The organism is Brevibacterium sp. K72, assembly GCF_050562175.1.
GTDB lineage: Bacteria > Actinomycetota > Actinomycetes > Actinomycetales > Brevibacteriaceae > Brevibacterium > Brevibacterium casei.
In genome coordinates this window covers 1,306,207-1,332,124 of record NZ_CP191582.1, presented here as the reverse complement: position 1 = coordinate 1,332,124, position 25,918 = coordinate 1,306,207, and the positions used below count along the sequence as shown (strand labels likewise).

Here is a 25,918-nt window from a genome sequence, read left to right as displayed (position 1 = left end):
CTCGGCTCGACGCCCCGATCCCGGGAGTCGACACCTCGGCGAAGAGCCACGACAAGGCCCACCTGCAGGCCGAGCGCGGCTACATGCCCCAGCACGGGAAGAAGAGTCAGCCGCAGCCGCGGTGGAACCTGCCCCGCCGACAGGGGTGAGTGAATCCGCCGAGGTGGGTCGGCCGTTCGCGGTCGCCCCACCTCGGCGCTCCATCCCCCGACCGACCGATCGACGGCGATGACGAGTCCACCTCGGCGATGAATCCGCTCAGCGGCGAATGATCGTCACAGGAGGCGGATGTTGTCCTTCGCCTCTTCCCACAGCTCGGGGATCTCACCGTGGAGTGCGCGCTTGAAGACGCTGAGCGTGAACTTCCCGACGAGCTCGGCGTCGACCGTCGACGGCAGCGCGAGCGCGCGCTTGTCGACGACGACATCGACGACGACGGGCCCGTCCCTGTGCGCGAGCGCCTCGGTGAGCTGGTCGCGCAGGCGGGCAGGGTCCTCACACCGGATGCCCTTGACCCCGAAGCCTTCGGCGATGGCCGCATAGTTCGCCGCCGGGAAGCCCGTGCCCCAGGGCCGGAAGCCGGCTTCCTGTTGTTCGATGTTGACGAAGTCGAGCTCTTCGTTGTTGAGGACGACGTGGACGATCGGGGACCTGTGCTGGCGTTCGGTGAGGAGATCGCCGAGGCCGAGCATCGAGAATCCCCCGTCACCGCAGAACGCGATGACCTGACGGCCCGGCACCGCCTTCGTCGCGCCGAACGCATACGGGGAGGCGTCGGCCATCGAGGCCCACGAGTACGAGCCCAACTGGATCCGGTCGCCGCCGAAGCTCATCTGATGGGCGACCCAGATCACTGAGGTGCCGGTGTCGGCGGTGACGATCGCGTCCTCGTCGATGAGCTCGTCGAGCAGCGAGGCGAGGTACTCGGGGCGGATCGGCGAGCGCTTCTCTCCCCCGTCGACGTAGTGCCGCAGCCGCTTGGTCCAGCCCTCGGTCGTCTTCTGTGCGGTGCGGAGGAACTCGTCGTCGGACTTCCGTTCGACGAGCGGCAGGAGCTTCTCGAGGAAGGCCCGCACATCGGCGGGCACACCCATCTCGAGCGCGACACGACGCCCGAGGTGGGAGGCCAGGTTGTCGACCTGGACGACCTTCGCATGCCCGCGGTCGAGAAACCCGGGGAACGGGAAGTCGGCGCCGAGCATGACCATGACGTCGGCGTGCTTGATGCAGTCGTTGGCCGCCCCGTAGCCGAGGAGCCCAGTCATGCCCACGGCGTTGGGGTTGCCTGCCTCGAGCCAGTTCTTGCCTTTGAGCGTGTACCCGACCGGGGCACTCACCTTGTCGGAGAGCTCCTGCACGAGGTCAGCGGCGTGCTCGGTGCCGTTGCCGCCGAAGAGGAAGATCTTCTCGCGGGAGTTGATGAGGTCGGCGACCGCGCGGACGTCCTCATCGCGTGGGGTGAGCACGGAACGGCGCGAGGGCGTGTACTTCGGCGGTGCGTCCAAGGGCGACTTCGCGCTGGCGACGTCGCCGGGCAGGGCGATGACGGTGGGACCGAGGTCCTCGGTGGCGATCGTGATCGCCTGCTGGAAGACGGCCCGCGACTGTTCGGGGCTGACGACGCGCCCGGTATAGAGGGAGGCGGTGCGGAAGAGGTCGTACGGGCTGATCTCCTCGACGGCATCGGTGTCGATGATGCTCGTCTCGACATCACCGGCGATCGCGATGACCGGAGCCTGTTCGTGGAGGGCGTCGAGGAGACCATTGAGCAGATGGGTGACGCCGGGTCCCGCGGTCCCACAGACGACGACGGGCCCCGCGCTGAGCTGGGCGTCCGCCGAGGCGGCGAAGGCGCCCCACTCCTCGTGGCGGACGTGGATGAACTCGATCTGCGGGTGTCGGGAAAGGGAGTCGATCGTCGGGTTGAGTGCGTCTCCGACGATGCCGTAGACCCGTTCGACGCCTGCGTCGATGAGCATTCCCCACAGGTCGTCGGCCACTGTTCTTGCCATGTTCGCTGCTCCTCTACATCCGGAGCCGGCGCTCTCGTCGGCTGGTGACTGCGAGCCTACTCCCGTCTCGCGACGGCACGTCGGGTGGTTCCTGCGAATTCATCGAACGTCGATGCGCGCGGGCCGGCACACGAACCTCACCGATGGGGACGAGGCTGCAGATGCTCGCATCGCCGCAGTGTTCACCGCCTCCGGGCGGTACCCACGGCACGAGCCCAAGGCAGAATGACCTACAGGTCGCCACCCATCCGCCGACTATGCTGACGAGAACACTTCGCTGTCTGATGATCTTGGAGCAGAAATGGTGTCGAATATCGGTTCGCATATCCACCGGTACATCAACGGCTGGTGTCCGAGTTGCAATGAGTCCAGCAGCCTCAGCCCGGGCCCACTCAATGATGACGGCACCATCGAGTTCCGAACCTGCGTCGATTGCGGGACGACTGTCGAAGACCACGACCCGCGGTTCTGGTCGACCGATGCGGATGCCGAAGAGGACGGAATCGTCTGAGCGACAACTGATTCCCTAGGACAGATAGACCGCCGAGGCGGCCGCCGACTCGATCTCGGTCGGTGCGCCGCCGTCGACGGCGACCGCGACCATGCCCTCACCTGCACCGGGGACGACCATAACGGCGGCACCTGGGCGGAGTCCCGCCTCGGCGAGGATCGCAAGCATCTCCGGATCGGCGTCGGAAACTCGCAGCACCACGTACGTGCCCGGGTCCGCCTCGGCGAGGAGGAGCGAGGTCCTATGTGACTCGACGGCACCGTCGGGGCCGGGGATCGGGTCCCCGTGCGGATCCGCGGCGGGGTGCCCGAGAAACTCGTCGATCCGGTCGATGAGGAGGTCGGAGGCGGCGTGCTCGAGGGACTCGGCTTCGTCGTGGACCTCGTCCCAGCTGTAGCCGAGCGACTCGACGAGAAACGTCTCGATGAGCCTGTGGCGCCGAACCATCGACACGGCGATCGTCTCCCCCGCGGCAGTGAGCTCGGGCGGACGGTAGGGCACCCGGTGGATGAGGCCAAGCTCGTCGAGCCGCTTGAGGACCTCGGTGACGTTGGCCTTCGTCGTGCCGAAGCGCTGGGCGAGCTCGGTCGCCGTCATCGGGTCCCCGCCCCACTCGCGCGCTGACCAGATCGCCTTGAGGTAGTCCTGGCTGACCTCGGACACTTCGCCTGCACGCATGGGCTCAGCGTAGCGGATCGTCCTCCGCCGAGGCGGTCGGTCGGTGGGTCGAGCACGGCGTCGCCGAGTCAGCCCGGCAGTCGTCGTCGAGACTGCGGAAGAGGCGATGCGCCGGCTCAGGTCGCGCCGGCGGGCCTCACCTCGGTGACGGTGAAGACGTTGGCCACCGCCCGTTCGACCCCGCGGCAGGTGAGGAAGTTCGGGGCCGACCGGCTCACCCCGATGACGACGTCGAAGGATCCCAACTCAGGTCGTGTGCCCTCGACCCTCACCGTCCACACCCCACCCGCCGAGGTGGTCGCACCGATCGCGTAGTCGAAGCGTCCGGCCGGTCCCGCATGCTCGAGGACGGCCGCGACCGCGACCTGCTCGAGGGAGTTGAGGTCGGTGTATCCGCGCAGGTGAGACCCGTCGATCTCATCGGCGAGGTGGCCGGAGATGACGTCGAGCGCAGATTCCTCGTCGAGGTTGCCGTAGTAGACGCCGTCGGGGACGACGAGGATGTTCGCGGCGAACCGGTCACCGCCGACGTGCGTGCACTCCCACACGAGGTCGGGCCACTCCTCGGCGAGGACTGCGGCCACGGGCCTGCCGCGCACGGCGCAGCAGACATCGTGCTGACCGTGCGCGCAGACGAGGACGACCGGGGGCAGGAGCCCGGCGTCGTACGTCTCGTCGAGTTCGACGGAGGGGAGGTCGACCGCCTCGGCGAAGGGTGCCTCAGGGATCGCACCCGGAGTCGACTCCGCGGGTCGGTTCCGGATCGCCTCCAGGGCGCCGACGATCTCGAGGAGATCGGAGTCGTCGTCCCACGACCCCCACATCTGGTGAAGGCGCCCCGGTCCGGCGAGGTGCATGACACCCCAGACGCCGGGACCGCCGCGCGTGCGCCGGCCGGGACGGCGGATGAGGAGGATCCGCGCGCGCAGCGCTTGCGCGGCGTAGAAGACCTCGGAGCGGACGCGCCAGTCGATGTCGAGGCCCTCGAAGCCGTTGAGCGGCCAGCCCCCGCGATGCTCGATGAGCACCCAGAACGTGCCCATCGGCGCGGTGCCGACGATCCCGTCGCCGCGGTCCCGGGCGGCGTTCGAACAGCGGAAGGCCTGCGTCATCGTCGTCTGCTCATCCTCGGTGCTGCTGGTTCCGGGCCGGTCGGGAGTTCACACGCTCAGACGAGGGCAGGGACGAGGGCGCCGGCGGCCAGCAGCCGTTCGGCCAGGGGGCGTCCGATCTCATCGACCGAACGTGGGACGCCGTCGAGAAGGGCGCGCACGGCCGCGAGGTCGTCGGCGGTGAAGTCGAACCAGCCGATGCGCGTGTGCAGGCGCTCGCCGTTGAGCGTCGGGTCAAGTCCTGCCCGAAGCCGAAGGGGGGTGTCTCCGCTCAGCGACTTCATCGCCTCGTGCTGGGCGAGGGGGCCGAGTGGTGCGGGGCGGGCCTGCGATCGCCGGGTGCGGTCGATGCCTGCGGTCGGGTCGGCCTCGGTCACGGCGGCGATCATCGCCTGCTTGATGCGCTCGAGCACGTCCGCGTCGGGGCGGGACTCCCCCAGCGGCAGGCTCGCGCGCATCGCCGGGTCATCCTGGAGGTGTGCGAGCGCGACCTGGGCGAGCTGTTCGGCCACCGCGAAGCGGGTCCAGTTGTGGATGCCGAGGGTGAGATGGATCGAGACCTCACCCTGAGCCGTGGCCGCATGGAGCCATCCGCGAGGCAGGTAGAGGGCATCGCCGGGTTCGAGGACCGCGTCGATCGCCGGCTCTGTCGCGGCGGCCCGACCGACGGCCTCACGGCGGTCCGTCCACGGCTGGTCGCGCAACGGCGAGTCGAAGACCGGTTCGTGGATGACCCAGCGCTTCGTCCCCTGGATCTGGAGGACGAAGACGTCGTGGACGTCGTAGTGGTCGTCGAAGCCCTGGTTCTGTGGCGGGGTGATGTAGGCGTTCGCCTGGACCGGGTTGCCGAGCTCCTCGCTCAGCGCCGAGGAGAAGGCCCCGATCGGCTCCCAGGTCCGCTGCAGCGCCTGGAGGACGAGGGTCGCCCCGTCATGGAACTGGCGCCACAGGCGGGTGTCGTCAAGCTGGTCGCCGATCGTCGCTCCGACACCGGCGGGAGAGGTGAACGACGAGGTCGGAAGGGTCGCACCGTCCTTGGCGACCCGAAGGAACGGGGACCGCAGTCCTCGTGCGGAGATGAGTTCGTCGACCGCGTCGGCCGAGAACAGGTCGGAGAAGTCGCTGACACCACGGCTGAGCAGGGCGCGCCTGCCCCAGTAGTCATCGGCGAACGTCGTGCGGGGAATGTCGATGAGGCGTGATTCCAACACCCCGGCGCCGTTGTCGACGCCGGGGTGTCGGAGATCAGGGGAGAACGTGCTCAAAGCCGGTCGGCTCCTCCGTCGGCACCACCGTCGTGGACACCGGGCTCACCCGAGGCTCCACCGTCGGCGGGACCTTCGGCACCGCCGTCAGCGCCGCCGTCGTGGACGCCCTGGGTGCCGCCGGCGCCGCCATCGGCCGGACCTTCGGCACCACCGTCGGCGCCACCGTCATGGACTCCGGGCTGACCCGAAGCACCGCCGTCCGCGGGACCTTCCGCACCGCCGTCGGCACCGCCATCGTGGACACCGGGCTGACCCGAAGCACCGCCGTCCGCGGGACCTTCGGCTCCACCGTCAGCACCGCCGTCGTGGACACCGGGCTGGCCTGCGGCGCCGCCGTCGGCCGGGCCCTCGTTCTCGTTGGGATCGAAGTTGGACTCTGTCATGATTCCTCCTTGATGTCACTTGCCCTCGGCGGCACCCGCGTCATGTCTCGAGTGGTGTGCGGGTCAGCGTCGTCCCCCGTGGAACGAGCCGCCATGCTGACAGGCTACTTGTGAAAACTGCCGTTGTGAACAGGGACGGAGAGGATTCTCACTGCGTTCACCGAACCGACCTGGGAGTCACCGCCCGCGGAGTCCCCGAGGCGTTCACCGAACCGCCCTGGGACTCACCGCCCGGCGAGCTCCTGAGCCTTCTTCTCGATCTCGGGAAGACCCGCGGCACTGAGGTCGATGACCCCGGAGGCGATGACGTGCTCGTGGAGCGGCTCATGCCGGTGGGCGAGGAACTTCTCGAACTCCTCGGCAGCGTTCGACGTGCCGGTCCCGTGCCCAAGGAGGACGAAGTCGCGACCGGCAGCCTCCTTATCGATCTCGGTGACGAGATCGTCGAAGAACCGGTCGAGGTCCTTCTTGTCGTCACGACCGGTCTTCTTCTCCACCGTGCGCATGTGGTGCCCGCGGGAGTCGGGGTTCTTCTCATGCTTGTGCTGGTCGACCTCGACGTCGTGGGCGCTGAGGTCGAAGTCGTAGAAGCGGGCGTCCTCGTCCGTCATCGTCACGACGAAGAGGTGCCCCTGGCCCTCGGTGCTCTCGTGGGAGGCGAAAAGGTGGCGAGCGCGTTCGATGTCCTCGATGCTCACGAGTCCGTCGTGCTGACGGCGGAAGACGACGCGGTGGCCGTTCATGTCCACCGCGAGACGATCGCCCGACTCCTGCTCGACCTTGTCGGCGTAGTTCTCCCACATCGTGATGAAGTGCTTCCACTCGATGTCTCGCGGAGCGGGATGGCCGAGGATGGCCTCCTTCGTCTTCTGCGGGTGATCGCTCATGATGCCTCCTGGGTGCTGTGGGGAAACCAGCCCGGCGGCTCTGCGACCGAGGTCGCGGCAAGCCGACGTGCTTCGACACGGGTTCGCGCCGTAGACCAGAGGATAGCGGTTCCCGCTGTTGCCCACATCACAGAATCGGTCCATAGTCGGAAGTGAGGGGCGTCGCGGCTGCGGCAACCGAGCCTGCGGGCGGCGACGGCGACCGCCTCGGCGGGAAGGAGGAGACGATGGACGTCGGCGCACTGCTCGTCCTGCTCGAGGCGCCCGACTACACGATCGCCCGCGAGATCCTCCAACGCGGCTTCGCCGTCCTCTTCCTCATCGCCTTCCTGAACGCGTGGAACGAGTTCCCGGCCCTCCTCGGCGAGAAGGGTCTGCTGCCGGCGCCGCGCTTCCTCGCGCTCACCACCGCGAAGCAGGCACCGAGTCTCTTCCGGTGGTCGCGCACTCCGTACTCCGACCGTAACCTGCGGATCGTCTGCGCCCTCGGCATGGTCCTCGCGGTCACCGTCATCGTCGGTCTCCCCCAGGCCGGTCCTGCGTGGGTGCCGATCCCGGTGTTCCTGACGATGTGGTGGTTCTACTTCTCGATCTCGTCCATCGGCCAGCGCTTCTACGGCTTCGGCTGGGAGAGCCTGCTGCTCGAGGCCGGATTCCTCGTCGGCTTCCTCGGATCGCACGCGGTCGCCCCGCCGCTGCTCATGATCCTCCTGCTGCGCTGGTTCACCCTCCGCGTCGAATTCGGTGCCGGGATGATCAAGATGCGCGGCGACAGCTCATGGCGCGATCTCACCGCGATGAACTACCACCATCAGACCCAGCCGATGCCGAATCCGCTCAGCCGCACCGCCCACCTCATGCCGACGTGGTGGCACAAGGGCGAGACCCTCGGCAGCCACATCGTCCAGCTCATCGCGCCGTGGCTGCTCTTCCTCCCCCAGCCGATCGCGTCGTTCGCGGCCATGGCGATCATCATCACCCAGCTCGCGCTCGTCATCACCGGCAACTATGCGTGGCTGAATTGGGCGACGATCCTCCTCGCGTGCGCGGGGATCAGCGACTCGTTCTTCCGCTGGATCGTCGGGGGTCCGTGGCCCGAGTGGGGCATCGACGCCGCCGTTCGCCGGGTGGACGAGGCCTCCCTCGCCGAGGCAACCGGCACTCCCGCTGACACCCTGACCTCCCCGTTGTGGTGGGTCCTCCTCATCATCGCGTTCGTCGTGTGGCAGTGCGTGCTCAACGTTCCCGCGCTGCGCAACCTCTTCTCGTCGCGGCAGCTGATGAACGCGCACTTCAACCGGTGGGGGCTCGGCAACGCCTACGGCGCGTTCGGGTCGATGTCCGAGGTCCGCCACGAGATCGCGATCGAGGGCACCCTCGACCCTTCGGGCACCGACGGGTGGAGAGAGTACGTGTTCAAGGGCAAACCCGGAGACGTCGACCGTCGCGGCCCCGTCGTCGCCCCCTACCACCTGCGCCTCGACTGGCTCATGTGGTTCGCCGCCCTCGGCGACTATCGGGACTCGTGGTTCCTCGCCCTCGTCGAACGCCTCGGCACCGGCGACCCCCTCATCCGCAGGCTGCTCGGCCCCGACCCCTTCGACGGCGAGGCACCGGCGCTCATCCGCGCGCGGATGTTCACCTACCGCTACGCCACCCGGGACGAACGCCGCGCGGCGAAGGTAGCAGGCGAACCGGTCCCGTGGTGGGTGCGCTCCGACCCGCGGACTATCCTCCGCCCGGTCGACCTCCGCGGGCGGTGAGCCCGTCGAAACCGACACTTCGCGTCGAGACCGACGCCCAGAATTGTCGGTCTCGGCGCGAAGTGTCCGTCTCGGTGCACCGGCTCGCGCGGCGCCGAAGCCACAATCGCCCCAGGGCGCCCGGCCTACTCGATGCCGAGGGCGAGCAGCACGAGGAGCGCGACATTGAGGGCGATGATGAGCGCCGAGGCGATGACCGCGGCCGTCGTGATCCACCGCCCGTTGGCGTACTCACCCATGATCGCCCGGTTCGCCGTCAGTCTCACGAGCGGAACCATGGCGAAGGGGATTCCGAGGCTGAGGACGACCTGGCTGAGGACGAGCGCCCACGTGGGATCGGCGCCGATGGCGAGCACGATGAGCGCGGGGATCATCGTCACCGCCCGCTGCCACACGATGGGAATGTCGACCCGCAGCAGCCCCTGCATGATCGAGGCCCCCGCATAGGAGCCGACCGCCGACGACGCGAGCCCCGAGGCGAGGAGTCCGATGCCGAAGAAGAGCCCGACCACCTCGCCGAGATTGGCCGTGACGACCGCGTGCGCGCCCTCGATCGTGTCGGTGCCGCCCTCACCGCGCAGGGCAGCGGCGGCGAGGAGGAGCATGGCGATGTTGACCGATCCGGCGATGACGAGGGAGGCGACGACGTCCCACCGGCTGGCCCGGAGCAGACGCGGGATCGCCGTGCGCGGCTGCCCTCCGTGCCGGTCGACCGAGAGCGCGGAGTGGAGGTAGATCGCGTGCGGCATGACCGTGGCCCCGAGCATCGAGGCGGCGAGGACGAGCGAGTTCGTCCCCTCGAGCCGGGGCACCAGCCCGCCGGCGGCCTGCCCCCAGTCGACATCGCCGACGACGAGCCCGGCGAGGAAGCCGATCGCGATGATGGCGAGGAAGCCGATGATGACGAACTCGAAGGGCCGTTGCCCGCGCGAGGACTGGATCGAGAGGAGGACAAGGGAGACGATGCCGACGATGACCCCGCCGAGGAGGAGCGGAAGGTCGAAGAGGATCTTGAGCGCGATGGCGCCACCGACCACCTCGGCGAGGTCGGTGGCGATCGCGACGATCTCCGCCTGCCCCCAATAGGCGAGCCGACGCCTGCGCCCGAGTCGCCGACCGAGGATCCCGGACAGCGACTGCCCGGAGACGAGGCCGAGCTTCGAGGACAGGTACTGGACGAGGACGGCGATGAGGTTCGCGGCGACGAGGACCCAGACGAGGAGGTACCCGTACTCGGCGCCGGCGGTGAGGTTGGCCGCGACATTGCCGGGGTCGACGTAGGCGACGGCCGCGACGAAGGCCGGCCCGAGCAGGAGGAGTGAGGACGTCCCCCGCTTCCTCGCCGAGGCTGTCCCCCGCTGTGTCTCCGACGCGTTCGATGGCATGAAGTTAAGGTACATTAACTTTCCTGTCGCGACAACACAGGGTGCGTGCACCTCCTGTGCGCGCGATCGTCACCTCTTCGACACCTCGGCGACCTTGTGCCGGATGACGCGCGGACCTAGAGTGGATGCATGTCCACTGAACGTGTTCAGTCGAATGCCCGTGAGGCCCAGCGACAGCGGACCGAGGAACACATCCTCACCGTCGCCGCCGAGCTCTTCCTCGACCGCGGGTACCGGGGAACGACCGTACGGGCGATCGCGGAGTCCGCCGGAGTGTCCGCGGGCCGGGTGATGGCCGTCGGGGACAAGGATGCCCTGCTCATCGCCTGCTACGACCGGTGGATCGCGCAGCTCCAGGCGGGCACGTACGCGCTTCCGCACGCTCGCGCGGAACGGCCGCCCGCCTCGGCGGTCCAGGACCATCTGCTCGGGATCTTCCTCCCGTTCCTCGAGTTCTTCGCCGCACACGAGGACCTCGCCCGCGACTACGCGGCCGCGCTCATCCGCGTCCACGGCCGGCCCGACGTCTTCGCCGGACTCTCCGAGGCGCTCCAGGCCTCGCTGCGGGACAACCTCGTCTCGATCGGGATCAGCGAACCCAATGCGCGGGCCTCGGCGGCGGCGCTCTACGACTCCTACATGGGTGTGCTCTTCCGATGGGCGGCCAGCGACATGGGCTTCGACGAGGCGGTCGCAGCACTCGCCCACATCATCGCCTTCCACACCCGGTTCCGGGGTGTGCCGTGAGCTCGCCCGCCGCGGTAGCTGCGGTGAGGATCCCCTCGCCGAGGTGGCTGCCGTGACCCTGCTCCCCGATCCGTGGTGGCCGGTGGCGGTCCTCGCCCTCATCGTCCTCGGCGACGGCGTGATGACGTTCCGCCCGCCGAAGGCGATCGCGGCCTGCCTCGACGGGGTCGGGCTGCCCCGGGACTGGTGGTGGGTGCTCGCCGTCGTCAAGTTCCTCGCTGCCTCCGGACTCGTCGCCGGCTTCTGGATCCCCGGCGTCGGTCTCGCCGCGACCGTCGGCATCGTCGTCTACTTCCTCGCCGCGGCATGGTCGCACATCCGCGCCCGGTACATCGGCCGCGACTTCTGGCTCAACTGCCTCGGGCTGCTCGCGCTGAGCATCGTCGTCCTCGTCGGCTCCTTCCTGGTCTGAGTCGATCTTCTCGGCGCGTCGCCGGAGGATCCCGAGGTGCCACGCCGGTGATCCGTCGGCACGCAACCGGCGATGTCGTCGGCGCGTCGCCGGCCACATCGTCGCCCGCCTGGGCCGGAGCCGCCGAGTCCGAATCGTGCTCGAACGGTGCTTCGCATGCCGCGGGGACTCGGCTACGCTCGAAGCAACGGCCGCCGTGCCAGACGAAGGAGCGTCGAGATGCCCGAATTCGCCGACAGCAGCCGCGCTCGCGCCGAATCCACGGCCGAACGCCATTCCCGGTGGACCTGGATCCACGAGACCGCAGCGATGACCGGATGGAACTTCACCGCCCTCGAAGGCCGCCTCATCGCCGATGACCCGCCCTGGGACTTCGACACCATGTGCCTCGACGCGATCGAGGACGCCGACGAGGTGCTCGACATGGGCACCGGCGGCGGCGAGCGCCTCATCTCAATCGTCAAGCGCTTCCGCGGCCGCAATGCCGCCTCCGTCCCGGATGTCGCGATCCACGCGAGCGAGGGGTGGGCACCCAATGTTCCCGTGGCCACCTCGGCGCTCGAGGACTACGGGATCGACGTCACCGAGTATGACAGCGAATCCGGGGACCCCATGCCGTGGGAGGACGGGCAGTTCGACGTCGTCATGAACCGGCACGAGAGCTACGACATCGCCGAGGTGGCCCGCATCCTCGCCCCCGGCGGTCTCTTCCTCACCCAGCAGGTCGACAGCACCGAGGCCGAGGAGTTCCGCCGGTGGTTCGGCGGGACCCCGGAGAACCCCGAGGTCCAGCTCGAACGCTGCGTCGACGAGGTCGAAGCGCAGGGGCTCACGGTCGAGGCGGCGCGGAGGTGGATGGGCACGATGCGGTTCACCGACGTCGAGGCGGTCATCGAGTACCTCGCCTACGTCCCCTGGGATGTTCCGGGCTTCGTCGTCGGCGATCACATCGGCGCCCTCGAACGACTTGCCGCCGAGCGCCGACCGATCGAGGTCACGCAGATGCGGTTCCTCATCGCCGCGACCAAGGGCTGAGAAGGGACTCGGGCGGGAGCAGGTCACTGGTGCCTCAGGGAGTGCTGCCCGCCGAGTGGGATGCACGCCGGGTGGAAGAGGCCGCCGGGTGGGATGCACCCCGGGTGGGAGAGGCGGCCGCACGTCGCTGCGATGAGAGTGTGAGGTTTTCCCGACCCGGGGCATGGGGAAGCCGCATGGGACCCGCGCTCGGGCGTGCGTAGCGTCGTGACCATGACCTCGCCGAACTTCGCGTTCCCCCAGCCCACCGATGACGAGCTCGCGGCACAGGGACCGGCCATCGCCCCGACCGACTCGCCTGCACGCGCCACTGTCGCCCAGCCCGGCGGCACCGTCTCCCCAGGCCCAACCGTCTACGGCGGCGCCACTGGTGCAGCCTCCGTGTCTGCCGACGCCGTCCCGGCGGTCCACCGCCCGGTGCAGACCGGCCCCGTCGACGCCGCCGTCGCATCGGGCACTCCCGGGTCGTCTCGACTCGGGAGGTGGGCGCTCCTCCTCGCTCTCGCGGCTGCCGGCATCTCCCTCATCGCCTCGGCGATCCTCGGAGTCACTGCCGGGCCTGCGGAGGCGGCGACCGGCTCGTACTTCGGTGACGATGCGTGGTACACGAATCTCGGGGTGACGCTCTTCAGCGTGCAGGCACTGTGCACGGTCGCAGGCCTCACCGGTCTCGTCCTCGGCATCGTCGCAGCCGTGTCCGACCGGGGCCGCACTCTGGGCATCATCGCCACCGCGGTCTCAGTGGTCGCCCCGATCGTCTCTTTCGCGCTCTTCCTCATCCTCAGCTTCGCCTTCCTCTGAGCGCACAGCCCGCCGCGACGGCCGTTTCGCGTCGAGATGGACACTCATAACTGCCGGTCTCGACGCGAAACGGCAGTCTCGGTGTCATAATCCTCTTCATGGCCTTCACCGATCCGCGCCACCTCACCCTGCTCTGGTTCCGCGACGATCTGCGCGTATCGGACCACGAAGCGCTCAGCGCCGCGCGCGCCGACGGCGACGTCGTCGCGATCTGGGTCCGCGAGGTCCGCGACGACGAAGGCCGGGGTCCCAGGCCGCTCGGCGCAGCCGCCCGGTGGTGGGTGCATGAGTCGCTCACCGTCCTCGAGCGGGAACTCGATTCGCTCGGCATCCCCCTCCTCGTCGCGGCCGGACCCGCAGCCGAGATCATCCCCGCGGCCGCAGCAGACCTCGGAGCGGGCACGGTCCGCTGGTCGCGCCGCTACGCACCGGCCTCACGTGCTCTCGACGAGGTCGTCACCGACGCACTCGGCGAGAACGGCATCGCCGTCGAAGCCTCACCCGGCGCCCTCCTCGTCGAACCGTGGCAGGTCGAACCATCCTCGGCGAGCGCGTACTACAAGGTCTTCACCCCGTTCTGGAACGCCGCCCGCGAGGTTCCGGTCGGCTCGCCGCTGCCGGTACCGCCGGCGCAGACACTCGATTCCGACACCGCCGCCCGGATCGAGCAGGTCCGTGAGTCCGACTCGCATCTCGTCGCCACGATCGACGACCTCGCACTCCTCTCACCCGCGGGCCCCGCCGGTGGGGACAGCGGCACCGAGGGTTCGCGCACCTCACCGTTCCCGTGGTGGGAGGACACGATCGCCGGGCACTGGACGCCCGGATGCACTGCCGCCGAGGAGGAGGTCGACGACCTCGGCGCCCGGGTCGACGGCTACGCCGAGGACCGCGACATCCCCGCAGACCGGGACGGCACGTCGAGGCTCTCGCCGCGACTGCGGTTCGGCGAGGTCTCCCCGCGGCAGCTCCTCGCCGCCGTCACCGCTCTCACCGATGTCGGTGCCAGCGATCGCGAGGCGTGGGTGCGGCAGCTCTACTGGCGCGAGTTCGCGTGGCACCTCACCTTCCACGTGCCCGACCTGGACTGGCGTCCGATGAGACCCGAGTTCGCCGAATTCCCCTACGAGGACGACCCCGAGGCGCTCGCGGCCTGGCAGCAGGGCAGGACCGGCATCGCCCTCGTCGATGCGGGAATGCGGCAGCTGTGGCAGACCGGCTGGATGCACAACCGCGTGCGCATGGTCACCGCCAGCCTGCTCATGAAGAACCTGCTGCTGCCATGGCAGTCCGGGGAGCAGTGGTTCTGGGACACGCTCGTCGACGCCGATGAGGCGAACAACCCGGTGTCGTGGCAGTGGGTCGCCGGCTGCGGGGCCGATGCCTCACCGTTCTTCCGCGTCTTCAATCCCGAGCGGCAGCGCGCCCGCTTCGATCCTGAGCGCGTCTATGTCACACGGTGGCTCAAGGAGTCCGGACCCCGTCTCGACGGTCCGGTGGGTGAGGGCGATCCGATCGTCGACCTCGGCGAGTCACGGCAGGCGGCGCTGGCCGCCTACGATGCGATGAAGAGCGCCCAGACCGCGGACTGAGTCGCCCGCGCAGCCCCCTCGGGTCGACGGAACCATCCCGAGGGGACCGCTCCGAGGCGAGCGCACCAGCCTCGGCCGGTCCCCTCGCCGCGACATGGTTCCCGCGCGTCCCCACGACCCCTAAGTCCCCGCACGACCCCCAAGTCCGCGCACGACCCTCCCATCCCACGCCGGCGGCCGACCCGGCATCCCAGTATCCGAATCCGCCCTTGACAGTCGAGTGTGACTCCCGCCACGATTGAACAAATCGATTTGGCTCTAGTGAATCCCTACTCACGCGCCTGCGGCCTCGGCCGCGGTCGATGGGCCTCAGCGACGAGGTCCCTGGCGAAGGAGAGACCCCAGCGATGGCAGCTGACACGAACACCGACCATGCGGCATCCGACCCCTCGCGCATCCACCCTGTCGACCGATTGCGACCGGTGCACACGCTCATCCCGTTTGCGATCCAGCACGTGCTCGTCATGGTGGCGACGCCGATCTCAGCCGTCTTCCTCATCGCCAACGCACTGTCGCTGTCGCCGCAGACGACGTCGGCGGTCCTCTCGGCGGTGTTCGTCTTCTCCGGGCTCGGTTCGATCCTCCAATCGGTGGGCGTGTGGAGGATCGGGGTGCGACTGCCCTTCGTCATGGTTCCCGGCGGTGCGGCGACGATCCTCTTCATCTCGATCGGCCAAGGCACCGACCTCTCCACGGCGGTCGGAGCCGTGCTCATCACAGGCGTCTTCTACATCGTCGCCGTGACGCTGTTCGTCAGACTCCTCAAGTTCTTTCCTCCACTGGTCATCGGCGTCATGGTCGTCGTCATCGGAATCAACCTCATCCAGGTCACCGGCAAGCTCATCGTCGGAGAACCGGGAACCTACTCGTACGGAGACCCACAGAACCTCCTTCTCGGCTGCGTCACGATCGTCATCACCGTGCTCTCCTTCAGATTCCTGCGCGGCATGCTCGGCAAGCTCTCCATCGCCATCGGCCTCGTCGGAGGGACAGTGCTCGCGGCCGTCATGGGAAAGACCACCTTCATCGAACAGCTCGACGGTCCTCTGTTCGCGACCCCGACGCTCCTGCCGCTCGGGGCACCGACCTTCGATCTGGTCGCAGCGATCCCCATGCTCCTCTGGGCACTGGCCTCGATGGCCGAAGCCACCGGCCAGACGATCATCAACGGGGAGATCGTCGGGAAGAAGGTCGAACCCACCCGAGACGTTCCCCGCCTCATCCGGGCCGATGGCCTCATCACCGTGGCCGGAGCCCTCTTCGGCACCCCTGCGCTGGTGACGAGTGGGGAGAACGTCGGAATCGTGCGCGCATCAGGAGTCCGCAGCCGATTCGTCACCGCATTCGCGGGCATCCTGCTCATCCTCATCGGCGTCAGCCCGCTCGCCCGCATCCTCAACGGCATCCCGCCGGCCGTCGTCGGGGGCAGCGCGGTCGTCGTGTTCGCGATCATCGCCGTCCTCGGGATTCAGATGCTCGCCCGTGTCGACTTCAACCAGACCGGCAATCTCATCACGGCAACCGTCGGCCTCGCCGCTGGCCTGCTCCCCGTCCTCCTCCCCGGCATGTACGCACACCTGCCCGCGAATGCGGCATCTCTCCTCGGCAGCGGTGTGGCGATGGCGGCATTCGTCTCCGTCCTCCTCAATCTCCTCTTCCACCACACCGGACGCAGAGACAGGCACCCGAAGTCCCGCACCCCGATCGAGGATCCGAGCCGGCTCGAACAGCGGCCAGGGGACTACCGGATCTGAGGGCGCTCGCCGAGGTGGCCGCCTGGTCCCGCGGTCGACGCCCGGACGATCAGTCGTGGATCCGGCCGGTGGGGCCTCTCGACCTCCGGAGAGGCGGGCGATCCATCGAGCACGGCAAGCAGAAGCTCGACGGCGTCTCGCGCGACCTCGTCGAGTCCGAGATCGACCGCGGTGAGCGGCGGGGTGCTCGTCCGCGCCCGCAGGCCGTCATACCGTGTCGCGACGAGGAGGTCGACGCCGACCGAGCGCCCCGCGGCCTCGGCCGCCCGCACCGCACCCGAGGCGAACGTGTCGATCGGCACGAACAGGGCGTCGACATCCGGGGCATCGCTGAGGATGGCCCCAGCCGCATCGGCACCGGCCGGCTCGCCTTCCTCTTCGTCCGCTTCGGCGATGACGGGTGCGAAGCCGTACTCGGCGGCGGCCGCCAGATACGCGTTTCGCGCGGCCACCTGGGCTCCGCGCTCGCTGGTGCCGACGATGAGGGCGGGTCTGCGAGCCCCCTGCGCGATGAGGTGCTCGACGAGCAGCTCTGCCGTCTGCGCATGCCGGAGGTCGACGACCCCACTGGCTTGCGCAACCCCGCCGGGACCGTCGATCGTCACGTAGGGGATCCCCCGGGCCTCGAGGGCGGAGGCGATCGGGTCGTCGACGGCGGGTTCGAGGAGGACCGCACCGTCGATGTCGAGGCGGTCGACAGGGTCGGTGCCGCTCACCGGAGGCGTGAGCATGAAGACGTACCCGCGCAGCAGCGCGGTGCGGGCGCAGCTCATGGCCAGCTCTGTGAAGAAGCCGAGTTGCGAGGGGCCCGCTGAGACCGCCGCCGGCATCGAGGACAGGAGGGCGAGACTCTGGGATCTTCCCTTCCGCAGGCCCTGCGCCCGCACGCTCGGACGATAGTTGAGTTCGGCGGCGACAGCCATGACCCGCTCACGCGTCTGCGAGTTGACCTTGCCCAGACCGTTGAGGGCATGGGAGACCGTCGTCCGCGAGACTCCGGCCTCGCGGGCGACATCGGCGATCGTCGCGCGATGCGGACGCGGTTGAGCAGGCATGGGTTCAGGGTACTTGAGGTTGCCCGGTGGAACGGCCGGCGCGGGGGACAGCCGAGCCTGTCGCATCACGCCTGGATGATGACGAGTCCGCCCGAGACGATGGCGAATCCGAGCACCGTGTAACGGAGCACCGGACCGTCGAGGCGGTGGTGGACGTAGCGGCTGAGGAAGGACCCGACGACGAGGAAGGGCAGCAGCATCGCCGTCGTGACCAGGGTCGGGCCGGCGACCTGGCCGCTCAGCGCCAGCACGAGCAGGGAGATCACCTCACCGACGAGGAAGCACACGGCCACGGTCGACCTCAGTTCGGGGCCGGGACTGTGCTGGTAGGCGAGCGCGTACGGCGGGCCGCCGACTCCTGTCGATGTCTCAGTCACCCCCGTGATGAGGCCGACGGCTGCGAGGGCGGTGCGATTCGGTGAGAACTTCGGTGCGAGCAGTGCTGCGACGGCGGCGATGAGCGTCGACCAGCCGATGAGGAGGGAGAGCTGGTGCAGGTTGACGATGAGGAGGATCCAGAGTCCTGCGAATGTCCCCGCGAAGCGTCCGACACTGATCCACTTCACCCCGTGCCAGTCGATGGCGCTCCTCTCCCGAGCTGCGACGTAGGCGTTGAGCGGGATCATGAGCACGAGGAGCATGACCGGGATGAGGGTCGGGTCGATGAAGCTGACGACCGGGGCGACGATCATCGCGAACCCCATACCCGTCGACCCCTGGACGAACGCGGAGATGAGGACCGTCGCTGCGACGATCGAGAATGCGAGGACCGTCATCCGCGGACCCCTGAGGCACCGCGGGCGCTCAGAGGCCCCGGAGTCTCGTAGGGATCGACTGCGCGGACAGCGGATTCCGCCTGAGCCACCTCGGCGCCGTGCTCCTTCATCCAGGACGCCCGATGCTCGGTGGACAGCGGGTCCACGCGGATGATCGGCGAACCGCCGACGACGCGATCGGCCGCCTGCCGGGCACGCTCAAGCAGACCGTGCCCGTCCCAGTCGACGGGCCACCCTCGGTGCAGGCGCAGACGCCCGGCGACGATGACCGACTCGATCTGGTCGCGGTTGCCGAGGCGCACGAGTTCCCACGGAAGGTCCCACGAGGGCACGAACTCGGGCACGTCGAGGTCGACGACGAGGAGGTCGGCATGGGCGCCGGGAGCGATCTCGCCGACTCTGCCGGCGAGTCCGACGGCGTCGGCGCCTCCGCGCAGGCCCTTCTCCAACCAGGTCCACCCACCGCCGCTCGAGGAGTCACCGGATGCCACGCCGGTCGTCAGCCGCTGGGCGGTCTCAGCGGCATCGAGGAGGCGGAACGCGTCAGACCGGGTGCCGTCCGTGCCCAGGCCCATGCGCACCCCGAGTTCGTGGAGGAGCAGGGCCGGGGCGACGGCGTTGCCCTTCCACGAACTCGCGACGGGGTTGTAGCTGATCGCCGCTCCGGACTCCGCGAGCAGGCGGATCTCCCGGGGAGTGACAAGGGTCGCGTGGGCGGCGAGGAGTTCGGGACCGAGCACGCCGAGGCGGTCGAGTCGTTCGAGCGGTCGTTCGCCGCCCGTGATGAGCGAGCGCTCGACCGCCGCCAGGTGCTCGTTGAGGTGCGTCTGGAAGACCGAACCCGCCTCGCGGGTGAGTTCGGCGAGGACGACCAGCGCCTCGTCCGAGGCGGCCTCGGGAATGGACACGGCCAGGGACGGATGGACGAGGTCGGCATCGTCCCACCTGCTCAGGTGGTGTTCGGCGGCGGCCCTCACCTCGGCGACGGAGGCCGTGCGCACCCCGCCGCCGAGGTCGTTGCCGATGATCCCGAGGACGCACCGGAGTCCGACCTCGGTCGTGGCTTCGGCCATCCTGGCGACGTCGACCCCGGCCCTCGTCCCGGCGTCGGCGACCGTGGTGAAGCCTCCGCGCAGCGACTCCCATGCCGCCAGCCTGGTGGCGACCTCGATGGCCTCCGCATCCATGTGTCCTTCCATGGGGACCCAGACTCGGGCGAAGATCTCGGACGGCTCTCCGAAGACGAGTGACTTGCCGAACGCCTGCGAGAGGTGATGGTGGGCGTCGATGAATCCCGGCATGAGGAGTCGGCGCGGAAGGTCGATGCGGTTCGCGCCCAGGCAGGCCGGGCGGGAGGCGAGGGCATCGAGGGAGTCGACCTCCGCGATCCTTCCGTCGACGACGAGGACCGCGCAGTCGCGCTGCGGGCCGTGGGGCATGAGGACCTGCTCGGGGACGAGGAGCGTCGGAGCTTCATGGAGGGTGCGCAGAGGATTCATGATGTCCTTCGGGATTCTCCGGTGCCGTGGCACACCGTGAGCCAAATCGATTTGGTTACTCCGAGTCTATGGCCCCTCCGTGAGGAGGTCAATGCATTCGGCACTCCCCGGGTCGACGGAACCATTCCGAGGGGACCGCTCCGAGGCGAGCGCACCAGCCCCAGGTGGTCCCCTCGCCGCCACATGGTTCCCGCGACGTAAAATGGCGGTCATGACCACGCTGCCCCTCACCCCCGCCTCGGCGACCTCCGGGGGCCTGGTCTGCCCGTACTTCGAGGCGCACCGCTGCCGGTCGTGCACGCTCATCGAGACTCCGCACGCGCAGCAGATCACCGATAAGGAATCCTGGTGCCGCGACGTCCTCGCCGATCACCCGCCGCGCACGTGGCTGCCGGCCGCCGCGGGTCCCGACCACGACTTCCGCAACCGGGCGAAGCTCGCCGTGGGCGGCAGCGCCGGTGCGGTGACGCTGGGCATCCTCGATGCCGAGTTCGACGGCGTCGACCTCCGCGACTGCGGCATCCAGGCACCGGCGATCCGCGCGGTCATCCCGACCCTCGCCGACTTCCTCGACGACACCGGACTCGACCCCTACGATGTCCCCACCCGCCGAGGCGAACTCAAGTTCGTCCACGTCACCGCGGCCCCCTCGGGGGACCTCATGATCCGGTTCGTCGTCCGCTCACAGTTCGGACTCGAGGTCATCACCGCACGTCAGGACCGGCTGCTCGCCGCCCTCCCGCAGGCGACGGTCGTCTCCGTCAATCTGCTGCCCGAGCACAAGGCCGCACTCGAGGGCAGTCGGGAGGTCATGCTCCGCGGAGAGACGCTGCGGATGGACCTCGAGCGCGTCGACCTGCACCTGCGCCCGCAGAGCTTCTTCCAGACGAACACCGAGGTGGCCATGCGCCTCTACGATCAGGTCGCGGCCTGGGTCGACGAGATCGCACCCCGAACCCTGTGGGACCTCTACTGCGGTGTCGGCGGGTTCGCCCTGTGGTGCGCGGTGCCCGGCACGGGTGCAGACGCCGACCTTGGTCCGGGCGCCGACCCGAGACCCGGCACGGACACGGCCGCGGGAGACGACCACGGACGGCCGCCTCGGCGGGTGACCGGCATCGAGGTGAGCGAACAGGCGATCGAGTCGGCTCGAGCGAGCGCGGACGAACTCGGCGTCGACGTCGAGTTCACGGCCGCCGATGCCACGGAGTTCGCGCAGTCTCGGCTGGCGGACTCCCAGCAGGCGGACGGGGACCGGCCGGACTGCGTCATCGTCAATCCGCCTCGGCGAGGGATCGGGGCGACGCTGTCGACGACCCTCGAGGACTCACGCGTCGAGCACATCGTCTATTCGAGCTGCAACCCCCTCACCTTGGCCAAGGACCTCGACCGGATGCCGAGCTACGTCGTCGAGCAGGCGCGCGTCTTCGACATGTTCCCGCACACGAAGCATCTCGAGGTCGCCGTCCTCCTCCGTCGACGGAGAGGAGGTGACGACGCTTCGCCGGTACGGAAGGACGGGCGGTGAGGTCGCGGCGACGGCGAGGCAAGGACACCCCCACCGAGGCGGCCGGAGAAACTGTCAGCGGAAAACCCGTGCGCTTTCCCCATTCGGCAGGCTACATTGACTCCATGACGATCTCACTCAACACCGATGCCGTCGAGCACGCTCGTGAGCTCATCCGCGCCGGCAAGGTGGACAGCAACGACCTCGGCGACTGGTCGGCGGAGAAGCCGACGGCCGAAGGCGAAGACGTCTTCATCGCCAACAACGGCTGGGACGCGTACGCGAAATGGCATCTCGGCATCGACGAGGAGGCGGATCCGCGGACGAAGAAGGCGTATTCGTTCCCCTACGGCGACTTCGTCGAGGTCCACCGCGCCGGCGTCATCGCCGCGGAATCCCGGGCCGGCGAGTACAAGCACACGGAGATTGAGAAGGCGGCGAAGGAGCTGCTCGACCTCATCGACAAGGACAAGTAGCGGGCGCACGTGTGGCGGAGTGCCGGCTGACCGGCCCCCGTGACGCTCCCGCCCGATCAGCGCCCGTAGTCCATGCCCATCGCCGTGCGCACCTCGGCGAGCGTCTCCTCGGCGATGACGTTCGCCCGGGCGTTGCCCGCTGAGAGGATCTCACGGACCGCGGACGGATTGCGTTCGAGCTCGCGCCGTCGGGTCCGGTGGTCGGCGAGGAACTCGTTGACCGCCTCGGTGGCGGCCTTCTTCAGGGCTCCCGCCCCGGAGTCCCCGATCTCCTCGGCAATGGCCTCCGGTGTCCGCCCGGCGCACACCGCCGCGGTGGTGAGCAGGGCGGAGACCCCGGGGCGGCTGTCCGGGTCGAAGGTGATCCGCCGGTCGGAGTCCGTCGCCGCCCTGCGGATGACCTGCGCCGTCTCGTCCGCGCTCATCCCCAGGGCGATGGCGTTGCCGTAGCTCTTCGACATCTTCCGTCCGTCGAGTCCGGGCAGTTCCGGGGTCGTCGTGAGCATCGCCTCGGGTTCGGCGAAGACACGGTCGTAGCGTTCGTTGAACCGCCGGGCGATCGTCCGGGTGATCTCGACATGAGGCAGATTGTCCTTGCCGACCGGGACGAGATTGCCCCGGCAGAAGAGGATGTCCGCCGCCTGGTGCACGGGGTAGGTGAGCAGGAGTCCGCTGAGCGGGCGATCGGAGGCGGCGAGCTCGGCCTTGACCGTCGGGTTGCGCCGCAGTTCGCTGTCGCTGACGAGGCTGAGGAACGGCAGCATGAGCTGATTAAGCGCGGAGACCGCCGAATGCGTGAAGATCGTCGTCCGCTCAGGGTCGATCCCGGCGGCGACGTAGTCGAGGTTCGCCTCGTGGACGTTGTCGGCGACTTTCGCCGAGGTGGCCCGATCGGTGATGACCTGATAGTCGGCGAGGACGATGAAGGTCTCGATCCCCTGGTTCTGCAGGGCGACCCGTTCGAGGATGGAGCCGAAGAGATGGCCGAGGTGGAGCCGGCCGGTGGGGCGTTCGCCGGTGAGCATCCGGTAGCGTTCGGGATGGGCATCGATGTCGGTGCGCAGCTGCGGCATGCGATCGAGGGTGGCGGAAAGGGAATCCATGTCTGTTCTCCGTGGGGTGCGTGTGCGGTCTGGTGTGCACGGGTCGCACGGAGAGATCCCACCTCGTCAGCGGGCTGCCATGCAGCCCGCGGGTATGCGTCAGTCGGCTGCGTCGTCGAGCAGCCACCACCAGTTGAGTCGGGTTGTGCGCATGGGACGAGTCTACGACCTCGCAGGTTCGGTGCGTACACTGGATCGCGATGACCGGATTGGCCCAGCGCCGCTCACGGATCGGTGACCCGGTCCGTACGTGAGCCGCCCGGGGCGCGAGCGCGCCCCTCCTTTCGAGACCACGACCTCAGATCGTCATGCCCAATTCGAAAGGACCATTCATGTCAGCAACCTTCAACCACACCATCGTCGCCGCCGCGGACCCGCAGGAATCGGCGCAGTTCTATGTCGACATCCTCGAGGCCGAGCACACCCGGTCATGGGGTGTCTTCGCCAACGTCATGCTCTCCGGCGGGGTCATGCTCCAGTTCGCCTCTCCCCCACCGCCTTACGAAGTCTCCCCGGTGCACATGGCCTTCCTCTGCACCGATGAGCAGTTCGATCGGGCACTCGGCCTCCTGCGGGACCGCGGCCTCGACCACTGGGCCGACCCGCAGCGCACCCGGCCGGGCGAGACGAACACCGAGCACGGGGGACGCGGCGTCTACTTCCTCGACCCGGCTGGCCACTACCTCGAGCTCATCACCGCGCCATACCTGTGAGCCCAGCACCCGACTACGCCAACGGCCGCCGCCCGCTCACCGCGCGCGTTTGGCGAGCTTGAGCACCTCCTCGGTGACAGTGACGTGACTGGTGCGGCGCACGGAGAGGTTCCGCCAGGTCACGGCGGCCAGACCTGCCGCGGCGAGACCGGCGATCGAGACTCCTTTGATCGTCGGACCCGTCCGGTTCGCGAGCAGCTGGGAGGCCGCGAGCAGCGACGATGAGGCCATGAGCCCATCGACGAGCTTGTCGGTGAGTTCGTCGGGGTCGCGGAGGTTGATCTCGAACCGGGTGTCGCCGTTGCGCAACTGCTGGACGAGGATCTCGAGGTCGCGGGGCAGGTTGTTCGCCATCCGCGTCCAGTTCGACGTCGACCGGACGAAGCGCTCGAAGAGCTTCTGCGGAGAGTTCTCCTTCTTCGCATGCTCACGCAGATACGGCCCGAGGTACTCCTCCATCGTCACGGTGCTGCCGATCTGGATGCCGAAGCCTTCGAGCCTCGACATGACGCGCACGAGCATCGCGAGGTCGCTGGGGAAGCTGAGCTCCTTCTCGTGGAGGAGCTGCATGCACGCGTTCATCGCCGCACTGAGATCGATGTCGGCAGACGCCGTGTCCTCGGGCAGGTACTGCGCCATCCACTTGTCGATGGCCATCTCGAGGTCTTTGACGTCCGTCGAGGCCGGCGCTTTGCACACGACGATGATGACGTCGGTGAGCCCGGAGACGTCGCGTCCGACGACCGCGGTGAGCAGCCGGATGACGTCGTTGCGGCGGGGTCCGGCGAGGTAGCCGACGTCCCCGTAGTCGAGGAGGACGACGTGCTCGGAGTCGGAGACGAGGAAGTTCCCCGGGTGCGGATCGGCGTGGTAGAGACCATGGTCGAAGATCATCGTCATCCACGCATTGGTCACATGCTGGGTGAGGTCGTTGACGGTCCACCCGCTCGCGGTGACGTCGGCTGCCGTGCGCAACGACGACCCTGCCATCTGCTCCATCGTGAGCACTCCCGCGGCGCTGAGCTCCGGGAACGGCTTGGGCACGAGCAGCCAGTCGAATTCGCTGAGTTCCTGGGTGAAGCGCTGCATCGCACCGAGTTCGTTGCGCAGGTCGACGGCCTGGGTCATCATCTCGGCGAACTGTTCGACGGCCTTCACAGGGTGGAAGCGGGCGAGGTCGGGATCGGCGGATTCGGCGAAGCGGGCGACCTTGCGCATGAGGTCGAGATCCCCGCGCACCTTCTCCTCGGCGCCGAAGTGGAGGACCTTGACCACGGCCGGCGTTCCGTCCTTGAGCACGGCGTGGTGGGCCTGAGCCACCGATCCGGAGGCGAAGGGTTCGTCGTCGAAGGAGGCGAAGAGTTCGGTCACGGGCGCCCCGAGGTCGGCTTCGACGCGTTCCCGAGCCTTTCCCGGTGGATCGGCGGGCACTTCGGCCTGCAGCCCGGCGAGCGCCTCGGCGATGTCCGTGCCCACGAGGTCGGCGCGCATGCTCAGGGACTGGCCGAGTTTGATCCACGTCGTCCCGAGTTCGGTGAACGCCGCGGTCAGACGCGCTCCTGCGTCGAGTTCGACGAGGTCGGGGTCGGCGAGCTTCGTCGCCAGGCTGGTGTCCCCGTCGGCGGCGGCGAGCTTGCGGGCGGACTGTTCGGCGATGCCGTACCGGGCGAGGACTTCGAGGATCTCCCGCGCGCGGGCGGCGTCTCCGCCGAACATGGTCGGGTGTGGGGATGCCATGGCTGCTCCTGTGTCTGGCACGAAGATCCGGTCGACCTCCGCTTGGGGTGGGCACAGTGTAACCACCGGACATCGGCACGGGGTGCGAATCGACCCCGCCGAGGCGGAAGAGGGTTGATTTCCCCGCCCCGCCGAGGTGGCTGCGGGCTCCGATCCTCACCCCGCCGAGGCGGGTGCCGGGTTCACGTCACCGCGTCCTCGGGGACCGGATCGGGGGGCCTTGGCCCTCAGCGTCACCACCCGGACGAACACCGTGACCGTCGCGGCGACCGCGAGTACCGTGACGAGGACGACGAGGGGCTCGCTGCGCAGCATCTGCGGGATGAGGCGAGCGGGGATGATCGAGGCGAAGACGAAGGCGGACAGGGTGCCGAGGTAGGCACCGATCATGAAGTGGCGGTGGACGCCGACCGAGCCCAGGCGGATCGCAGTGATCGCCGTGGCAACGCAGACGAGGGTCCAGATCGAGAGTCCGTGGAGCCACGAGAAGCCGTCCGGCATGATCCAGAAGCTCGACACGCAGACGGTGATCATCGCGACCACCCAACTGGTGCCGAGGATCCGGTGTGCCGTGTCGCGGCGGCGGCGGAAGATCTGCACCGGACCGAGCAGGAGGACGTAGAGAGCGGCGACGGCGTGGACGGCGATGACCAGGGTGAGCGTGTCCATGCCTGTAGGATAGTTTCACTATCTACACCAGCGCCATCAGGAT

The 25,918-nt window shown here is 68.7% G+C and carries 23 protein-coding genes; 10 read left to right on the top strand and 13 right to left on the bottom strand.

What is annotated here, in order from left to right; all coding sequences use genetic code 11:
• Positions 1 to 275: 275 nt before the first annotated feature.
• The 6 genes from ACQ1RG_RS05920 to ACQ1RG_RS05895 all read right to left on the bottom strand — a co-directional run bounded on the left by ACQ1RG_RS05920 (position 276) and on the right by ACQ1RG_RS05895 (position 6,851).
• On the bottom strand, positions 276 to 2,012 hold the full coding sequence (locus tag ACQ1RG_RS05920; protein WP_205772276.1) for a thiamine pyrophosphate-dependent enzyme: 1,737 nt from the start codon (positions 2,010 to 2,012) through the stop codon (positions 276 to 278).
• Between the two features lie 526 nt (positions 2,013 to 2,538).
• Positions 2,539 to 3,201: a metal-dependent transcriptional regulator gene (locus tag ACQ1RG_RS05915; RefSeq protein ID WP_119296846.1), complete on the bottom strand. Its 663-nt coding sequence runs from the start codon at positions 3,199 to 3,201 to the stop codon at positions 2,539 to 2,541.
• 116 nt (positions 3,202 to 3,317) lie between these two features.
• A complete protein-coding gene (locus ACQ1RG_RS05910; RefSeq protein ID WP_009377513.1) occupies positions 3,318 to 4,313 on the bottom strand; it encodes a sucrase ferredoxin in 996 nt (331 codons plus the stop codon).
• 56 nt (positions 4,314 to 4,369) lie between these two features.
• Positions 4,370 to 5,578, bottom strand: a complete 1,209-nt coding sequence (locus ACQ1RG_RS05905) for a cupin domain-containing protein (protein WP_009377514.1) — start codon at positions 5,576 to 5,578, stop codon at positions 4,370 to 4,372.
• Complete coding sequence (locus ACQ1RG_RS05900; RefSeq protein WP_081590988.1) at positions 5,575 to 5,964, bottom strand: BatC protein; 390 nt, start codon at positions 5,962 to 5,964, stop codon at positions 5,575 to 5,577. The genes ACQ1RG_RS05905 and ACQ1RG_RS05900 overlap by 4 nt, the downstream gene beginning before the upstream one ends.
• Before the next feature lie 224 nt (positions 5,965 to 6,188).
• Positions 6,189 to 6,851 (bottom strand): hypothetical protein, encoded by a 663-nt coding sequence (locus tag ACQ1RG_RS05895; protein WP_063248983.1) that lies wholly within the window; start codon positions 6,849 to 6,851, stop codon positions 6,189 to 6,191.
• Positions 6,852 to 7,078: 227 nt separating this feature from the next.
• Here ACQ1RG_RS05895 and ACQ1RG_RS05890 point away from each other — a divergent pair, with 227 nt between their 5' ends.
• Positions 7,079 to 8,614 carry a lipase maturation factor family protein gene (locus tag ACQ1RG_RS05890; RefSeq protein WP_009377517.1) on the top strand — a complete coding sequence of 512 codons (1,536 nt, stop codon included), beginning with the start codon at positions 7,079 to 7,081 and terminating at the stop codon, positions 8,612 to 8,614.
• A gap of 125 nt (positions 8,615 to 8,739) precedes the next feature.
• Here the strand turns inward: ACQ1RG_RS05890 and ACQ1RG_RS05885 are convergent, their stop codons facing one another.
• Entirely contained in the window at positions 8,740 to 9,999 is a 1,260-nt protein-coding gene (locus ACQ1RG_RS05885) for an Nramp family divalent metal transporter (RefSeq protein ID WP_232254157.1), read from the bottom strand.
• A 129-nt stretch (positions 10,000 to 10,128) separates the two neighbouring features.
• On the opposite strand from ACQ1RG_RS05885, the gene ACQ1RG_RS05880 reads away from it, so the two are divergent.
• The 6 genes from ACQ1RG_RS05880 to ACQ1RG_RS05855 all read left to right on the top strand — a co-directional run bounded on the left by ACQ1RG_RS05880 (position 10,129) and on the right by ACQ1RG_RS05855 (position 16,340).
• The gene (locus tag ACQ1RG_RS05880) at positions 10,129 to 10,746 is read left to right on the top strand and encodes a TetR/AcrR family transcriptional regulator (protein WP_131248164.1); all 618 of its coding nucleotides are present in this window, start codon (positions 10,129 to 10,131) and stop codon (positions 10,744 to 10,746) included.
• A 52-nt stretch (positions 10,747 to 10,798) separates the two neighbouring features.
• Positions 10,799 to 11,158 (top strand): DoxX family protein, encoded by a 360-nt coding sequence (locus ACQ1RG_RS05875; protein WP_082834862.1) that lies wholly within the window; start codon positions 10,799 to 10,801, stop codon positions 11,156 to 11,158.
• Between the two features lie 219 nt (positions 11,159 to 11,377).
• On the top strand, positions 11,378 to 12,193 hold the full coding sequence (locus ACQ1RG_RS05870) for a class I SAM-dependent methyltransferase (protein ID WP_009377521.1): 816 nt from the start codon (positions 11,378 to 11,380) through the stop codon (positions 12,191 to 12,193).
• Positions 12,194 to 12,406: 213 nt separating this feature from the next.
• A complete protein-coding gene (locus tag ACQ1RG_RS05865; protein ID WP_063248979.1) occupies positions 12,407 to 12,994 on the top strand; it encodes a hypothetical protein in 588 nt (195 codons plus the stop codon).
• A gap of 98 nt (positions 12,995 to 13,092) precedes the next feature.
• Complete coding sequence (locus tag ACQ1RG_RS05860; protein ID WP_063248978.1) at positions 13,093 to 14,586, top strand: cryptochrome/photolyase family protein; 1,494 nt, start codon at positions 13,093 to 13,095, stop codon at positions 14,584 to 14,586.
• Positions 14,587 to 14,933: 347 nt separating this feature from the next.
• The gene (locus ACQ1RG_RS05855) at positions 14,934 to 16,340 is read left to right on the top strand and encodes a uracil-xanthine permease family protein (protein ID WP_430600690.1); all 1,407 of its coding nucleotides are present in this window, start codon (positions 14,934 to 14,936) and stop codon (positions 16,338 to 16,340) included.
• Here ACQ1RG_RS05855 and ACQ1RG_RS05850 read toward each other — a convergent pair.
• From ACQ1RG_RS05850 to ACQ1RG_RS05840, 3 genes are all read right to left on the bottom strand, one after another.
• The gene (locus tag ACQ1RG_RS05850) at positions 16,328 to 17,395 is read right to left on the bottom strand and encodes a LacI family DNA-binding transcriptional regulator (RefSeq protein ID WP_009377525.1); all 1,068 of its coding nucleotides are present in this window, start codon (positions 17,393 to 17,395) and stop codon (positions 16,328 to 16,330) included. The genes ACQ1RG_RS05855 and ACQ1RG_RS05850 overlap by 13 nt on opposite strands.
• 65 nt (positions 17,396 to 17,460) lie before the next feature.
• Positions 17,461 to 18,171 (bottom strand): sulfite exporter TauE/SafE family protein, encoded by a 711-nt coding sequence (locus ACQ1RG_RS05845; protein ID WP_009377526.1) that lies wholly within the window; start codon positions 18,169 to 18,171, stop codon positions 17,461 to 17,463.
• Positions 18,168 to 19,670, bottom strand: a complete 1,503-nt coding sequence (locus tag ACQ1RG_RS05840) for an amidohydrolase family protein (RefSeq protein WP_009377527.1) — start codon at positions 19,668 to 19,670, stop codon at positions 18,168 to 18,170. Before ACQ1RG_RS05840 ends, ACQ1RG_RS05845 begins: the two co-directional genes overlap by 4 nt.
• Before the next feature lie 202 nt (positions 19,671 to 19,872).
• Between ACQ1RG_RS05840 and ACQ1RG_RS05835 the strand changes: the two genes are divergently transcribed.
• On the top strand, positions 19,873 to 21,198 hold the full coding sequence (locus ACQ1RG_RS05835; RefSeq protein WP_259787094.1) for a methyltransferase domain-containing protein: 1,326 nt from the start codon (positions 19,873 to 19,875) through the stop codon (positions 21,196 to 21,198).
• Between the two features lie 104 nt (positions 21,199 to 21,302).
• Positions 21,303 to 21,653, top strand: coding sequence for a hypothetical protein (locus ACQ1RG_RS05830; RefSeq protein ID WP_101624341.1), 351 nt, complete (start codon positions 21,303 to 21,305; stop codon positions 21,651 to 21,653).
• A gap of 56 nt (positions 21,654 to 21,709) precedes the next feature.
• Here the strand turns inward: ACQ1RG_RS05830 and trpS are convergent, their stop codons facing one another.
• Positions 21,710 to 22,756: a tryptophan--tRNA ligase gene (trpS, locus tag ACQ1RG_RS05825; protein ID WP_430600687.1), complete on the bottom strand. Its 1,047-nt coding sequence runs from the start codon at positions 22,754 to 22,756 to the stop codon at positions 21,710 to 21,712.
• A 332-nt stretch (positions 22,757 to 23,088) separates the two neighbouring features.
• Here trpS and ACQ1RG_RS05820 point away from each other — a divergent pair, with 332 nt between their 5' ends.
• Positions 23,089 to 23,469 carry a VOC family protein gene (locus tag ACQ1RG_RS05820; RefSeq protein WP_101624339.1) on the top strand — a complete coding sequence of 127 codons (381 nt, stop codon included), beginning with the start codon at positions 23,089 to 23,091 and terminating at the stop codon, positions 23,467 to 23,469.
• Between the two features lie 36 nt (positions 23,470 to 23,505).
• Here ACQ1RG_RS05820 and ACQ1RG_RS05815 read toward each other — a convergent pair whose 3' ends face one another.
• Positions 23,506 to 25,206, bottom strand: a complete 1,701-nt coding sequence (locus ACQ1RG_RS05815) for an ABC1 kinase family protein (RefSeq protein ID WP_101624338.1) — start codon at positions 25,204 to 25,206, stop codon at positions 23,506 to 23,508.
• A 156-nt stretch (positions 25,207 to 25,362) separates the two neighbouring features.
• On the bottom strand, positions 25,363 to 25,875 hold the full coding sequence (locus ACQ1RG_RS05810; protein WP_259787099.1) for a DUF2306 domain-containing protein: 513 nt from the start codon (positions 25,873 to 25,875) through the stop codon (positions 25,363 to 25,365).
• Between the last annotated feature and the right edge of the window lie 43 nt (positions 25,876 to 25,918).